General features: G+C 72.2%; 14 protein-coding genes. 4 read left to right on the top strand and 10 right to left on the bottom strand.

What is annotated here, in order from left to right; all coding sequences use genetic code 11:
* Positions 1 to 72: 72 nt before the first annotated feature.
* From ABNF97_RS10485 to ABNF97_RS10475, 3 genes are all read left to right on the top strand, one after another.
* Positions 73 to 1116, top strand: coding sequence for a glucose 1-dehydrogenase (locus ABNF97_RS10485; RefSeq protein ID WP_349338402.1), 1044 nt, complete (start codon positions 73 to 75; stop codon positions 1114 to 1116).
* 116 nt (positions 1117 to 1232) lie between these two features.
* Positions 1233 to 2435 (top strand): FHA domain-containing protein, encoded by a 1203-nt coding sequence (locus tag ABNF97_RS10480; protein WP_349338401.1) that lies wholly within the window; start codon positions 1233 to 1235, stop codon positions 2433 to 2435.
* A gap of 16 nt (positions 2436 to 2451) precedes the next feature.
* Positions 2452 to 3777 carry a serine/threonine-protein kinase gene (locus ABNF97_RS10475; protein WP_349338400.1) on the top strand — a complete coding sequence of 442 codons (1326 nt, stop codon included), beginning with the start codon at positions 2452 to 2454 and terminating at the stop codon, positions 3775 to 3777.
* An 88-nt stretch (positions 3778 to 3865) separates the two neighbouring features.
* Here the strand turns inward: ABNF97_RS10475 and ABNF97_RS10470 are convergent, their stop codons facing one another.
* The 7 genes from ABNF97_RS10470 to ABNF97_RS10440 form a co-directional block, all read right to left on the bottom strand.
* A complete protein-coding gene (locus tag ABNF97_RS10470) occupies positions 3866 to 5431 on the bottom strand; it encodes a serine/threonine-protein kinase (RefSeq protein ID WP_349338399.1) in 1566 nt (521 codons plus the stop codon).
* Between the two features lie 68 nt (positions 5432 to 5499).
* Positions 5500 to 6816, bottom strand: a complete 1317-nt coding sequence (locus tag ABNF97_RS10465; RefSeq protein ID WP_349338398.1) for a DUF2252 domain-containing protein — start codon at positions 6814 to 6816, stop codon at positions 5500 to 5502.
* Positions 6817 to 6847: 31 nt separating this feature from the next.
* Positions 6848 to 7498 (bottom strand): NADH-quinone oxidoreductase subunit NuoB, encoded by a 651-nt coding sequence (locus ABNF97_RS10460; RefSeq protein WP_130461886.1) that lies wholly within the window; start codon positions 7496 to 7498, stop codon positions 6848 to 6850.
* 66 nt (positions 7499 to 7564) lie between these two features.
* Positions 7565 to 8182 carry a DUF305 domain-containing protein gene (locus ABNF97_RS10455; protein ID WP_130461885.1) on the bottom strand — a complete coding sequence of 206 codons (618 nt, stop codon included), beginning with the start codon at positions 8180 to 8182 and terminating at the stop codon, positions 7565 to 7567.
* A 108-nt stretch (positions 8183 to 8290) separates the two neighbouring features.
* Complete coding sequence (locus tag ABNF97_RS10450) at positions 8291 to 9034, bottom strand: lytic polysaccharide monooxygenase (protein WP_130461884.1); 744 nt, start codon at positions 9032 to 9034, stop codon at positions 8291 to 8293.
* A gap of 106 nt (positions 9035 to 9140) precedes the next feature.
* On the bottom strand, positions 9141 to 10610 hold the full coding sequence (locus ABNF97_RS10445) for a pyridoxal phosphate-dependent decarboxylase family protein (RefSeq protein WP_349338397.1): 1470 nt from the start codon (positions 10608 to 10610) through the stop codon (positions 9141 to 9143).
* 87 nt (positions 10611 to 10697) lie between these two features.
* Positions 10698 to 10919 carry a winged helix-turn-helix domain-containing protein gene (locus tag ABNF97_RS10440; RefSeq protein WP_349338396.1) on the bottom strand — a complete coding sequence of 74 codons (222 nt, stop codon included), beginning with the start codon at positions 10917 to 10919 and terminating at the stop codon, positions 10698 to 10700.
* A 192-nt stretch (positions 10920 to 11111) separates the two neighbouring features.
* On the opposite strand from ABNF97_RS10440, the gene ABNF97_RS10435 reads away from it, so the two are divergent.
* Positions 11112 to 11333: a hypothetical protein gene (locus ABNF97_RS10435; RefSeq protein ID WP_349338395.1), complete on the top strand. Its 222-nt coding sequence runs from the start codon at positions 11112 to 11114 to the stop codon at positions 11331 to 11333.
* A gap of 6 nt (positions 11334 to 11339) precedes the next feature.
* Here ABNF97_RS10435 and ABNF97_RS10430 read toward each other — a convergent pair whose 3' ends face one another.
* The 3 genes from ABNF97_RS10430 to ABNF97_RS10420 all read right to left on the bottom strand — a co-directional run bounded on the left by ABNF97_RS10430 (position 11340) and on the right by ABNF97_RS10420 (position 14285).
* A complete protein-coding gene (locus ABNF97_RS10430) occupies positions 11340 to 12731 on the bottom strand; it encodes an MFS transporter (RefSeq protein ID WP_349338394.1) in 1392 nt (463 codons plus the stop codon).
* Between the two features lie 147 nt (positions 12732 to 12878).
* On the bottom strand, positions 12879 to 13520 hold the full coding sequence (locus ABNF97_RS10425; protein ID WP_349338393.1) for a GNAT family N-acetyltransferase: 642 nt from the start codon (positions 13518 to 13520) through the stop codon (positions 12879 to 12881).
* Positions 13521 to 13769: 249 nt separating this feature from the next.
* Complete coding sequence (locus ABNF97_RS10420; RefSeq protein WP_130461881.1) at positions 13770 to 14285, bottom strand: winged helix-turn-helix transcriptional regulator; 516 nt, start codon at positions 14283 to 14285, stop codon at positions 13770 to 13772.
* Positions 14286 to 14419 lie beyond the last annotated feature (134 nt).

Raw genomic sequence — 14419 nt, 5'->3', positions numbered from 1 at the left:
ACCGCCGGGTCGCGGGCCGCTTAATCGGCGACATCCGGAGTACCGGGCGGGTCGGCGGGGAAGAATGACCACGTGCGTGCGATTACCGTGACCCCGGGCCGGACCAATTCGCTGCGGCTGGCCGAGGACTTCCCAGAGCCGAGCCCCGACGAGGGCGGCCTGCTGGTGGAGGCCCTCGCGGTCGGAATCTGCGGCACCGATCGCGAGATCATCGACGGTGAGTACGGCGAACCCCCGCCCGGCGCGACCGAACTGGTGCTCGGGCACGAGTCGCTGGGCCGGGTGCTGGAGGATCCGAGCGGCTCGTTCTCACCGGGTGACCTGGTCGCCGGGATAGTCCGGCACCCCGATCCGGTGCCCTGCTCCAACTGTGCCGTCGGCGAGTGGGACATGTGCCGCAACGGCCTCTACACCGAACATGGCATCAAGTGCCTACAGGGCTTCGCCCGGGACCGCTGGCGGATCTCGCCGGAGTTCGCCGTACGCCTCGCCCCGGAGCTGGCCGAGCTGGGCGTGCTGCTCGAACCGACGAGCGTGCTGGCGAAGGCGTGGGAGCACATCGAGCGGATCGGCGCCCGGGCCGCCTGGGAGCCGAAGCGGGTACTGGTCACCGGGGCGGGGCCGATCGGCCTGCTGGCCGCCCTGTTCGCCGCGCAGCGCGGCTACGAGTTGCACGTGCTGAACCGCTCGGCAAGTGGCGAGAAGCCCGGACTGGTCGAGGCACTCGGCGGGACGTTCCACACCGGCACCGTTCCCGAGCTGGGCATCGAGTTCGACATCGTGCTGGAGTGCACCGGCGCCCCGACGGTGGTGCTGGACGCGATGTGCCAGGCGGCACCGAACGGCATCGTCTCGCTGACCGGCGTCTCCTCCGGCCGGACGATCGACTTCGACGCGGGCGCGCTCAACCGGGCACTGGTGCTGGAGAACAACGTGGTCTTCGGCACGGTCAACGCGAACCGGCGGCACTGGGAACTCGCCGCCGAGGCGCTCGCCGCCGCCGACCGGGACTGGCTGGCCAGGATGATCACGCGGCGGGTGCCGGTCGAGCGGTACGCCGAGGCGTACGACGCGGAGCCCGACGACATCAAGGTGGTCCTCGAGTTCGGACGCTGACTCGGGTCCGGACGGTGAACCGGGGCCGGACGGTGAACCGGGTCCGGACGCTGAGCCGGACGGCACCCGCATCGCGGGCGCGGCCCGGTGCGCGGCCCGGCTGATAGCGTTGGCGGATGGAGGCGGAGCGTCATCTGACCCTCGACCCCTGGGACGCGGAGTACGTGGTCGACCTCTCCAACGTCGTCCGCGACCGACGGCTCTGCGACGACCGCGAGGCCAACCTCCAGCGCTTCCTCGAACTCCTCACCGCGCTGGTCACACACACCGGGGACCGGTCGGTGTCGGTGTACGCGGTCACGGACCGCTCGCTGCTGCGACATTCCGCGCTGACCGCCCGGGAGCGGTCGACCCTGCACCGCTGGTTCCGCAGACGCCTCATCGAGGTACGGCCACGGGCCGACGACCGGATTCTCGAGCTCGCGGACACCGCCGGGCTCCTGGTGATCAGCGACGACCGGTACATGGGCGACTATCGGGCGTACCCCTGGATTCCGGGGAACCGCGACCGGTTCTTCCGGCAGCTGCCCGGCCCCGGCGGCATCGGGGTCGGGATCGTGCCGCGCACCATGCCGACGCCCGCCGAGTGGGAGATCTCCCGCAAGGAGGAGCAGGACCGTCTGGTGGAGGCGCGGATGTACGACCGCCGCACCGGCACCGGTGCCCGGCGCGAGTTGTTGACCCGGCTCTGGCGGTGCCCGACACCGGACTGCCCGATGTTCGGCCCGGATCCGGTCGGCGGTCAGCCGCCGCCGGTGTTCGACGGTGCGGTCGTCCGCTGCCCCACCCACCGCGAGCGGATGGCCGACCTCGGCCCGGCCCCGTCCCGGATCCAGTTGAAGGTCCGGGTCGACGGCGTCTCGCAGCGCCGGTTCATGCTGGTGGCGGGGACGCCGATGGTGGTCGGGCGGGCGCCGACGGGCCCGGGTGTCGCGCTGACCGGACCGATGCTGGACGAGGCGGCACTGAGCCGGATCAGCCGGGAGCATGTCGAGTTGGCCTGGGACGGATCGAGGATCAGCGTCCGCGATCTCAGCCGGAACGGCACCTGGCTCCGTCCAGACAGCCCGGTCAGTCCGGTCAGCCCGGAGGATCGGGCCGAGGCCGCCCCGCGCGAGGTCCCGGCGAGACGGATTCCGCCGGGCCGCACCTGGACGCTGCGCCGTGGTCAGGTGGTGGTGCTCTGTGACGGCGTCGAGTTGGTCGCCTCCGGACGGAGGTACGTCTTCGACGCCGAGCCGGGCGTCCCGGCCCAGCAGTCGAAGGTGGCGGCGGAGGCGACCGAGGTGACCGAGTTCCACCGGCCAGGCCGCAGGTGAACCCGGGCGTTCCCCGATGAACACGGCGGGGATCCGACTCAAGGGACGTTACCGACTCTCCCGGCGTCTCGGGCGGGGCGGCCAGGGCGCCGTGTACGCCGCACACGACGAGCACCTGCGCCGGACCGTAGCGGTCAAGCTGCTGCCGACCACCTTCGACTCGGAGCAGTTCGCCCGGTTCGAGCGCGAGGCCAGGGTGCTGGCCCGGATCAAGCACCCGAACGTGGTGATGGTCTTCGACTTCGACTGGCACGACGGGCGCGCCTTCGTCGTGATGGAGCACCTGGCCGGCCCGGATCTCGCCCGCCTGCTGCGCGAACGGCGGCATCTGCCGGTGCAGCGGACGCTCCGCTACGGCCTGCCGGTCGCCGACGCGCTGGCGAGCCTGCACGGCGCGGCCACCCCGGTACTGCACCGCGATCTCAAGCCGCCCAACCTCGTACTGGACGGGGACGGAACGATCAAGATCTGTGACTTCGGGCTGGCCGTACTCCCCGACTCGTCCCTGCCCCGGCTCACCGCGCCGGGAGTCAAGATGGGCACGCTCGCCTACATGTCACCGGAGCAGTACCGGGGTGAGGATCCCGGCGCCCCGGCCGACGTGCACGCCTTCGGGGCGGTGCTGCACGCGCTGCTCACCGGCGGGCCACCGTTCGGCACCGTCGGCAGCTACGGCGAGTTCGCCCATCGGGTCCAGCACACCGAGCCGGAGCCGGTGACGGTGCGCTGCCCGGAGGCTCCCCCGGAGCTGGCCCGCCTGGTCCACAGCATGCTCGCCAAGAATCCCTCGGCCCGGCCGACCGCCGGTGAGGTCCGCGACGGCCTGGCCGCGCTCGCCTCCGCACCGGCCGCGCACGACATCGACCGGCCCGGGCGTCAGGGTGCGCCGGCCGGCCACGACATCCCGGATCCGGCCGGGGAGACCGTGGACGCCGCCGCGGAAACGATCGACCCCGCCCGGGAACTCGCACGGGAACGAGCGATGGTGACCGGCGTACGCCCGCCGACCGGGGTTTCCCGGCCCGCGTCCGGGGGCACCACCCGGCCCAATCCCGACCCACCCGAGCTGCGGCACGGTGAGCTGCTGCTCCGGCAGGGCCGCTACGTCGAGGCGGACCGGCACTTCACCGGGCTGGCGCACCAGCTGCGGAACACCGGACCCGTCGACGATCCGGTCGCGTTCGCGGCCGAGTTCGGCCGGATCCGCGCCAGGTCGGGGCTGGGCGAGGAGGCGGTCGCCGCGATGCGCCTGGTCCGGCTGGCGGCGCGGGCCAGGGCCGCGCTGGGTGCCGAGCATCCCCTCGTACGCGAGATCCGGGCCTTCATCGACAGCCGGAGCTGACCGGACGACCGGCCGGGCAGGCGATCGGCCGGGGGACGACCTGGCGGGCGACCGGCCGGGCAGGCAACCGGCCGGGCGGCGCTCCCGCTCAGGACCCGTCCGGCACCGGCCAGACCGTGACCCGCGCGGTGAGTCCCGTCGTGAAGTTGCGGGTGACCGAGACGATGGTGGCCAGCGCCACGCGTCCGTCGTCGGTCGCGACGCAGAGCACGTCGTCCTTGGCGACGGAGAGTGAGGACACTCCCTGGGTGGAGGTCAGCTCCGCGCACTGGGCGGGCGTCGGCACGTCGCCTCCGGTCCAGGTCGCCAGACCCGGTTCCGAACTCGCGACCCTCAGGGTGGTGGCTCCGGCCGCGGAGAGCCGAAGCTCGTCCTGGTGGCCGGAGTGGGGGGTGATGGCCGGCGGCACCGGGTCCAGGTCCACCCCGTCGCCGTTGATCCGGACGGTCCCGCTCCACTGTGGCTCGGATGCCGGGTCGGGGCTCGGGGACGTGCTGGGGGACGGGGTGCCCGGCGGCGGCGTCGGGGTCGGGGTCCCGGCCGCTCCGCCGGTGGGGCTGGCTCCGCTCGCCGGTCCGGTCTGCTCGCCGACCGGTTCCCCGCTGTCGCGGAACGAGTTGATCGCGATGCCACCGGCCACGCCCAGCAGGACGAGCACGGTGGCGAACGCGGCCAGCCGGCCGAGCCGGCGCGGCGGGACGGGCACCGCCGCCGGTCCGGCCTGCGGCGGTACGCCCGACGTCGCGGGCACGGTCACCGGCGGCCCGGCCGCCACGGCGGCCACGGCGGCGCCGCGGGCGGCGATGTCGGTGCTGACCGAGGCGGGCAGCCAGCCGGTGGCGAATCGTGGCGTTCCGCCGCACGCCTCCACCACCTCGGCGGTGCTCGGCCGGTCGGCCGGCTCCTTGCGCAGGCACGCCACGACCAGTGCGCGCAGCTCGGCCGGGCAGCCCGTCAGGTCCGCCTCCGCCTCCACCACCCGACGCAGCACGCTCAGGTAGTTGCCGTCGCCGAAGGCGGTCCGCCCGGTGGCCGCGAAGTAGGCGACCGCGCCGAGACTGAAGACGTCCGCCGCCGGGGTCAGGGACAGGCCGTTGGCCTGCTCCGGAGCCATGAACGAGGGCGTGCCGAGCGGGGTGTGACTGAGGGTGAGGTGGGTCGAGTCGATGGCGCGGGCGATACCGAAGTCGATGACCCGAGGGCCGTCGGCGGCGAGTACCACGTTGCGGGGGGCGAGATCCCGGTGCACCACCCCTGCCGAGTGGATGGCCTGCAACGACATCGCGACCGCCGCGACCAGCGGGCGTACGGTGCCGCTCGGTAGCGGGCCGTGCTCCCGTACCGCCTCGTGCAGGGTGGGACCGGGAACGTACGCGCTGGCCAACCAGGGGACCTCGGCCTCCGGGTCGGCGGCGTCGATGAGCTGGGCGGTGTAGACGCCGTTCACCCGCTGCGCCGCGCGGACCTCTTCGGCGAAACGCCGCCGGAACTCGCGGTCGTCGGCGTACTCCGGCCGAACGACCTTCAACGCCACCGGGCGCCCGCCGGGGGTGAACGAGAGGTAGACCTGCCCCATGCCGCCGAACCCGAGCCGGGCCCGCAGCGGGTAGCCGCCGACCTGCCGCGGATCGTCGTTGGTCAGGCTCGTGAACATCGCCGCGCTCCCCTCGATAGGACGACGTCGCCGGGCCGCGCCGCAGCGCTACAGGCCGGGTAGCGGCGCTACAGGCCGGGTAGTCGATTGTTGCGGAACAGGTCAACGAAGATCTGATGGTCCTGCCGCGCCCGGGTCCCGTACGCATGGGCGAAGTCGACCAGGTGCGCGACGAACCCGGCCTCGTCGGCGGCGATCGCGGCGACGATCGCCTCCTCTGTGGAGAAGTCGACCAGGTCGTGACTGGACTCGTCGTCCGCGACCGAGTGCATCCGGGCCACTGCCCGGCCCAGGTCGTCGAGGACCCCGGCCAGTTCCTCCGGCTCGTTCACGTCCGACCAGTCCAGGTCGGTGGCGTACGGGGAGACCTCGGCGACGAGTTGGCCGTGCCCGTCCAGCTCGGTGAAGCCCAGCCACGGGTCGGCATGCGCCTGCAACGCCCGCTGCGACTCGGCCGTCCGGTGTCCCTGGTGCCGGAAGTAGCTCCGGACCCCGTCGTCGGTGACGTACCGGGCCACCGCCGGCACCTGGGCCCGCTTCATGTAGATCACGACGTCGTTCTCCAGCGCCTGGGTGTGCCCCTCCAGCAGCAGGTTGTACGACGGCAGCCCGGCCGAGCCGATCCCCACTCCCTTGCGCAGCACCACGTCCTTGATCTGCGCCGCCACCGGGCGATGGTCGGCGGTGGCCGACGGCAGCGTACCCAGATAGCGCTCGAACGCCGCGACGACGCCGGCCCGGACGTCCCGGTCCACCTCGTACACCCCCTCGCCGAGGGAGAACCGCCGCTCGTACTGGTCGACGGTGGTCTGCTGGGCCAGCAGGTCGACCCGGGTGCGCAGCCGGGCCTGCTGGAGCACCCGCCGGAGCACCCCGTCGGCGTTGTCCAGCCGGATCGAGCCGATCGCGTCGTCGCCGCCGTCGGCGATCGCCCGCAGCTCGGTCAGGTACGCGGCGGCGAAGCGGGTGACCAGGTCGCCGATGGCGGAGTCGGAGAGCGCCTTGGCGTACCCGAGCAGGGCGACGCTGGCCGCGAAACGCTTCAGGTCCCAGGAGAACGGCCCGACGTACGCCTCGTCGAAGTCGTTGACGTTGAAGACGAGCTGCCCAGAGCCGTTCATGTAGGTCCCGAAGTTCTCCGCGTGCAGGTCGCCGTGGATCCAGACCCGGCCGGTCCGGTCGTCGATGAACCGCTCGTCGGCGAAGTCGCCGACCAGGTCGGCGTAGAAGACCGAGGCGCTGCCCCGGTAGAACGCGAACGGCGAGGCGGCCATCTTCCGGAACTTGCGCCGGAACGCGGCCGGGTCGCCGACCATCGACTCGCCGAACTCGGCGATCAGTACGTCAACCAGCCACTCTGCCCGTTGATCAATGGTACTAGCCATGATCGCTAGGCTAGTCCCGCGCCGCCACCCGTCACTGCGGCGCGGCCGGTGGCGGCACCGACGGCGCGGTGAGCGACTCGGCACTCCGCCCGACCGGCGAGCCGGCCGGGTCGTTCGGCGAGCCGGCCCGACCTCCTGACGAGCCGACCCGGCCGCCCGACATGCTCGACGAGCCGGCCCGGTCGACCGGCGAGGCGAGTTCGTCGGGGCGGGCCACGCCGCCGATGCCGGACCGCTCGGCGGCGATCTTGTCCTGCAATCGCAGGATCCCGTGCAGCAGCGCCTCCGGGCGCGGCGGGCAGCCCGGCACGTAGACGTCGACCGGGATGATCTGGTCCACGCCCTTGGTCACCGAGTAGGAGTCCCAGTACGGGCCGCCGCAGTTGGAGCAGGCGCCGAACGAGATCACGTACTTCGGTTCGGGCATCTGGTCGTAGAGCCGCTTGATCGCCGGGGCCATCTTGTCTGTGACCGTCCCGGAGACCACCATCAGGTCGGCCTGGCGGGGGCCGTGCGCGAACGGGATCACGCCGAGCCGGATGAAGTCGTGCCGGCCCATGCTGGTCGCGATGAACTCGATCGCGCAGCAGGCCAGCCCGAAGTTGAAGACCCAGAGCGAGTAGCGCCGACCCCAGTTGAGCACGAACCGGATCGGTTCACCGAGCACCGCGGGTAGCTGCACGGCCGGCCTCCTTCCCGTCGCCCACCCGACAGTGAACCACAGGACCGGCCCCGACCGTCCGGCCCGCTAGCCAGCCGGCGGCAGCATCTTGAGCATCTGGTCGATCTGGGCGGTCCGGGACAGGTCGATCCGCCGGGCCAGCTCGCGCACCTCGGGGTGGATGCCGGACCTCGTCTCCATCCGGGCCAGCTCGACGGCGTTGTGCTGGTGCCCGATCAGCAGGTTGAGGAAGTCGGTCTCGAACCTCGCCCCGCTGCTGCGGGAGAGCGCCGCGAGCTGCGCCGGCCCGAGCACCGGCAGCCCGCCGTGGTCGGCGTGCGCGTGTGCCTGCGGGTCCGCCGTGCTGCTCCGGCCCCAGCCGCGCAGCCAGGTTCGCATGGTCCGCTGTTCGGCCTCCTGGGTGACGTCGATCGCGGCGGCCAGGATCTTCAGCTCCTCCCGCTGCGCGCGGCCGGGCGCGAGCCGGACCAGGGCAAGTCCCTGGCCGTGCGAGGTCACCATCATCTGCAGGAACATCACGTCGGTGTCGTTGAAGGCGCCGCTGGGCGCGGCCGACGCCGGGGTGGAGCCGGTCGGCGCGGGTGCCGGCGCCGCGTCCGGCCCGCCGGTCCCGGCCGGTGCGGACGCGCAGCCGCCGAGCAGCGACAGCACCGCGACGATCAGGGTACGGCGGAAGCGGTCCATGGCCTCGTCTCCAGGTGCTACGCCTTCGGGAGCGGACCTGTGGCGGATACGGACCCGCAGGGGGTACGGGTCCGTATCCGCGACGGGTACGTCCCGGTGGGCTCGGCGTCAGACGCGCTGCCAGAGCGCCGGTACGTTCGGCGGTTCCCAACCGGCGATCGCGGTGTGCGCCTGACGGCAGCGGTACGTCACGCCGCCGTAGGTCACCTGGCTACCGACCTGGTACGTCGTGCCGGCCTGCCAGGTTCCGCCGGCCGGCGGTGCGGTGGTCGCCGGCGGGGTGGGCGGGGCGGTGGTGCGGGTCGGGGTCGGGGTGGGGGTGGGGTTGCCGCTACCGCCGCCGATCTGGAGGTCGACGCAGGCGTAGAAGGCGTTCGCGGTGTCGGCGATGTTCCAGATCGCCAGCAGTTTCTGCCGGCCGCTCCGGCCGGCCATGCTGACGGTGTGCGAGACGGTGGCGCCGGGCTGCCGTCCGCCGTCGTCGAAGACGGCGAGCCGGGAGCCGCCGATGTAGTACTCCCAGGTGCTGGTGGCGTGCCGGGCGGTCAGCACCCAGTTGAAGGTCACCGTCTGCCCGACGGAGGTGGCCGGCCAGGGCCGGCTGTCGTCGTTGAGCACCGCGAAGTGCCCGATGTTGGCGTGGCAGTTGCGCAGCCCCTTGGGGCCCTCCACGCTCTGCGGCTCCCACTGGATCTGACCGCAGTCGAACGACACCGCCCGCTGGGCGCAGAGCGCCTGCCGGCTCGGTGGCGAGGAGATGTAGCCGTGGGCCTGGGCGGCCTGCGGGGCCACGAGGAGGGCGGAGACGACGGTCGCCACCGTCGTGACCGCCAGGAGCACGGTTCTTCGCATCGTGGGCTCCTTACTTCATCCGGAAGGTCTCCTCAAGATAAAGGTAGGATTGTTAACAGTAAATACCTGACGGCAACATTCGTCGATGGCTCGCCGCCGCTCCGGCTCAGTACGCGGGGCGCTGGAGCAGGCCGAGGAACTCGGCCAGCAGCCGCTCCCGGACCGGGACCGGTGCCGCGTCCAGAACGGTGTTGACCGGCGCCATCCGCTCCGGCGGCCGGCCGGCCGCCGCCGGGTCCAGGCCCAGCCCGGCGGCCACCCCGGCGACGAGTTCCGGGGTGAGTCGCTCCGGGGTCAGCGTGCGCAGCGTCTCCAGCAGTTCGGCGGGCAGCTCGACCGGGCCGGCCGCCCGGGCGTCCGCCACCGCCGCCCGCAGGTCCGCGCCGAACTCCGCCACCCGGGGCGCCACGGAGGCGGTCACCGACAGGTGGATGTTGGCGGGCAGACCGGCGTACGAGAGCTGGGGCTGGGTGTGCCAGCCACGCCGGGTCAGCTCGTCGGCGAGGACGAACAGGTCCAGCCCGGGATCGGTGCCGGTGAAGCAGACCACCGTCGACTCCGGCTCGGCGACCAGCCGCAGCCCCTGCACGCCCCGGACGGCGTCGACCAGTCCGCGTACCGCCGCCAGGGTCTGCTCGGCCAGGGTCAGGTAGCCGGCGTCACCGAGGTGCCGCAGGGTGGCGTACGCCCCGGCGATCGGTCCGCCGGAGCGGGTGGACGAGATCACCGGGTTGACCATCGTGTAGCCGGGCCAGCCGGCGAAGGCGAAGTACTGCGACCGGCGCAGCTCCGGATCGCGGTGCAGCAGCACCGAGACGCCCTTCGGGGCGTACGCGTACTTGTGCAGGTCCACCGAGATCGAGGTGACTCCCGGCAGGCGGAAGTCGAACGGCGGCACCGGCACACCGAGCCGGCGCAGATAGGGCAGGGTCCAGCCGCCGAAGCAGGCGTCCACGTGGCAGCGCACCCCGGCCGCGGCGGCGACCTCGGCGATCTCGGCGACCGGATCCACCACCCCGTACGGATACGACGGCGCCGAGCAGGCGACCAGTACGGTGTCCGGGCCGATCGCGGCGGCGACCTCCCCGGGCGCCGGGCGGAGCGTCCGGGCCGAGACCGGCACCTGGTCGAGAGTGAGCCCGAGGTAGTGCGCCGCCTTGGCGAACGCGGCGTGCCCGCTGGTCGGCACCACCAGCCGGGGGCGGGTCACCTCCGGCCGGGCGTCCCGGGCCGCCTTGACGGCCAGGATCAGCGACTCGGTGCCACCGCCGGTGACACTGCCGACGACCTCCGGCGCCGCCGTGCCCGGCCCGGCGCCGAGCAGTCGGGCGGCCGCGCCGACGAGTGCGTTCTCCAGCGCCAGCAGGGACGGAAAGGCGGTCGGATCCAGCCCGTTCACGTGCGCCGCCAGCGCGTACGCCGAGTGTGCCAACTCGTCCAGCCCGGGTACGGCGGAGTCGTAGACGTAGGCGAAGAGCCGGCCACCGTGCGTCGGCAGGTCGGCGGCGCGCAGCTCGCCCAGTTCGGCCAGCACCTTGTCCGCGGGTACGCCCACCGGCGGCAACGCGTCGATCATGGCGGCCACCGTAACAGCTGCAACGCCCCTGGTGAGCGGGTCGTAACCGCAGACCACGGCACGGATTCCTGCCGTGGTCCGGGCCGCTCAGTCCTTCTTCACGTAGACGCCACGCCCGGGAACGGTCTCCGTCAGGCCGCGCAGCTTGAGCGTCAGGAAGACACGATCCGCCACGAAGTCCGAGACCTCATACTCCGCGCACAGCTCGGCACGGGTCGGGAGCTTGGCTCCGGGCGGGAACTCCCCGGACGCGATCCGCTCCGCCATTTCATCGGCGATTCGTTCATAAATAGACGAATAGGGAGCCACTACTGAAATCCCCTCCGGTCGGCGAATCCAGTAGACCACTCCCCGTGGACCCCTGCCTAGCCATGGCAGCCATGGCACCCTCCTGTTAAGCCCCCTCCGGTCGGCAAACCAGGTGGGGCGGAAGGCGGTCCGGCTACGTGACACGAGGGCTCCGTGGCCGGACCTGCCGTCCGGGGACGAAGGAGGACGCGGGTGTTCAGTGACGACCTACCGCCCCAGCCCGTACCGCTGACCGACCCTGGACCGGTACCCGTGCCGGAGTCCGTCGAGCGGGCCGAGATGCGCAGCGTGCTCCTGCGGCACGTCAGCAACGGCGGCAACTGCCGATCGTGTGGCAGGCCACCGGATCACACCGGTATGTGCTGGGCCGCAAGAGTGGCGTACGAACGACTCGCCAGCGACTGGGGGAGGTGACCCCGGCTACCGCTGCGGGTCGCCGGCCGAGGCCGCCGCCAGTCGTTGCGGGGTGAGGTCGTAGTTGCGCATGGTCAGGACGGCTAGCCCGACCAGGAGGGCGGGTAGCACGGTGAAGCCGATCAGCACGCCGGCCCGGGCGGTGCCGGACTGTGCTGCCGCCTGACCGGTCGACGAGGAGACGTAGCCGGTCAGTTGCAGCACCAGGCCGTAGATCCCCGGCCCGAGGGCCAACCCGAAGGTCTCGCCGGCCGTCCACACCCCGGTGAAGACCCCGGCCTGGCGGCGACCGGTGCGGGCGGTGTCGTAGGCGATGCAGTCCGGCAGCATCGCCAGCCCGAAGACCTGCTGGCCGGCGTACCCGCAGCCGATCGCCGCGACGACCAGATAGACCACCGGGGCCGGCAGCACCGGCGCGGCGACCAGGGTCAGCGCGCCGGCCGCGAAGATCAGCGACGCCACGGTGAACGCCCCGGGCTTGCCCAGCCGGGCACCGGCCCGGCTCCAGAGCGGCATCACCAGCAGCGCCGGGCCGACGAAACACGCGAAGAGCAGCGTCGGCCCGGTCTTCGGGTCCCGTAGGACGTGCTCGGCGAAGTAGTTGACCCCGGCCAGCACGGTCGCGATCCCGGCCGCCTGGACCACGAAGCAGATCAGCAGCAGCCGAAACGGCCGGTTGGCGGCGGCGATCGCGAGCTGGGCCCGCAGGCTCGGCTCGCTCGCCACCACCGGTCCGGTCGGGGCGGACCGGGTACCGAGGAACGCGCCGACCGCACCGACCGCGATCAGTACCGCCACGAAGAGCCCCAACCAGCGGTGCCCGGGTACCCCGTCACCCCCCGCGCCCACCACCATCGGGGCGAGTGCGCCGGAGACCAGGATGGCCAGGGCCAGTACCGCGACCCGCCAGGTCATCAGCCGGGTCCGCTCGGTGTAGTCGTCGGTCAGCTCGGCCGGCATGGCGACGTACGGCACCTGGAAGAAGGCGAACGCGGTCGCGGTCAACAGGAACGCCAGCGCGACGTACCCGGCGGCGGCCGGGCCGGGCGGAAACGGCGCCGCGAAGATGGCGGCGAAGAGTACGGCGAGGCCGAGCCCACCACCGAGCAGGTACGGCCGGCGGGCGCCCCAGCGGGACCGGGTCCGGTCCGAGATCCGCCCGGCGACCGGGTTCACCAGCACGTCCCACGCCTTCGGCAGCAGCACCAGCAGTGCGGCCACCCCGGCGGCCACGCCCAGGGTGTCGGTCAGGTACGGCAGCAGCACCAGGCCGGGCACCGTACCGAAGGCGCCGGTGGCCAGTGAACCGAGGGCGTACCCGGCGTGCACCCGGCGCGGCAGGATCACCCCGGCCGGGGACTCGGAGGGGTCGGCGCGAGTGCCGGACACGGCGTCCATGCGCCGGGATGCTATCGGCCTCGATCTTGCCTGCGCGCTCCCGCTTTCGTGTGGCCGTGCTCCCGCTTTCGTACGGCGATGGTGGCCGATCGGTGTAGCACGACCGGCCACCATTCGCCGGGGGTCATGTCGGTGCCGCCCGGCCGGTCAGGGCTGCCAGACCATCGTCTGCTGGTGCAGGTGCCTGCCGCCCTGCCTGGCACCGGGGACCAACGGAGTCGGACCATGTCTGGCGAAGCCGGCGCGCTCGAAGAACCGCACCGCACGCGTGTTCTCGGCCAGGGTCTGCAGGTGGCACCCGGGCGAGCCGGTCTGGACGAGTCGGTCGAACCATCGCCTCATCAGGCCGTCGGCGGCACCGGTCCCCCGGGCCGGGGGCGTCACGTTGATGTGCAGGTGAGCCGGCCAACGGGCATCGTCGAAGCCCTCTGCGGTCGGCCTCCGCCGCAGCGCGGCCGACGCCATGTCGACCATGCCACGAGCGAAGAACGCTGCGGGCCTGGGTCGGAACACCAGCCTGTACGTCGCGATCGCCCTCTCCATGCGCTCCCTTTCGCTGGGGAAGGTCGAGCTGTCCAGGCACCCCGCCAGGTAGCCGACGACACGGCCACCCGTCACGGCGACGAACAGCGAGTCCGGTTCCCGGCTCATGTACGGCTCCAGGTACATGGCCGCCTCCGACTCCTCGTGCCCCCACAACAAGGAAGACGGAGAGCCCTCGCCGGCCCGGCCGAACAGCTCACGCAACGTGGCGCGGTCAGTATCCGCGAAGCTACGGATTTCGATCATCCCGAGCCACTCCCGACATCCTCCCCAGCTGGTTCGCCCAGCCTGCCACGGCCATGACCAGCGGATTCGAGGACGGGACCTGCCGCCGCCGGATCCACCCCGAGCTTGAGCGCCGGGTTTCCGGCCAATCTGTGGCCACGACGGAGCATCGCCGCTGCGATACCGCCGACCGGGACGACGAGCCAGCAGGAGAGCAACCGGTAGATCAGGACGGCGGCCGCCGGGCCGATTGCTGGCCGGGAGCGAGTGTCATGCCGACGGTCCAGGATGCCGATCGGTCACGGCCGGGTAGGCCCCGTGCAGGCGTTCGCGCACGGTCTTGCCGGCGGGGGGCGGCTCGGCGGGGATGCCGAGGTGTTCTTCGCGGAGCTCGGCCATGAACCGCTCGTGGAGTTCCGGGCCGCCTTCTTCCAGCAACTGCGCCCGGATTGATAGGTCCTCGGTGACCGGCAACCAGCGGCGGCCCCAGCCGCCCAGCGCCGCCATCACCGGGATGAGCTGGATGGCCGCCTCGGTCAGGCTGTAGATGGCTTTCTGCTTGTGCCCGGGATCGGGGTGTTTGGTGAGCATGCCGAGTCCGACCAGGTGTTTCAGCCGGGCGGCCAGGATGTTGGAGGCTATGCGTTCCTGCGAGCCGTTGAGCAGCTCGCGGAAGTGCCGCTGCCCGCCGAAGATCATGTCGCGCAGGATCAGCAAACTCCACCTGTCGCCGAAGACCTCAAGCGACAGGTTGATCGGGCAACCCGAGCGGGATGCGACGGCCACTCCAATCCCTCCTCAGCGACTGGTTGCGTTCTGAGAGCAGTCTACGCTACGGTCGGCGAACTGCTTGCAAAGCGCAAGCGGTTGTTGAAGAGTAAGGAGGCCTCGGATGGGCATCCCCGACGATGTGCGTGTCG

The sequence above is a fragment of the Plantactinospora sp. B6F1 genome (assembly GCF_040120695.1).
Classification (GTDB): domain Bacteria; phylum Actinomycetota; class Actinomycetes; order Mycobacteriales; family Micromonosporaceae; genus Plantactinospora.
This window is presented reverse-complemented; position numbering and strand designations above follow the sequence as displayed.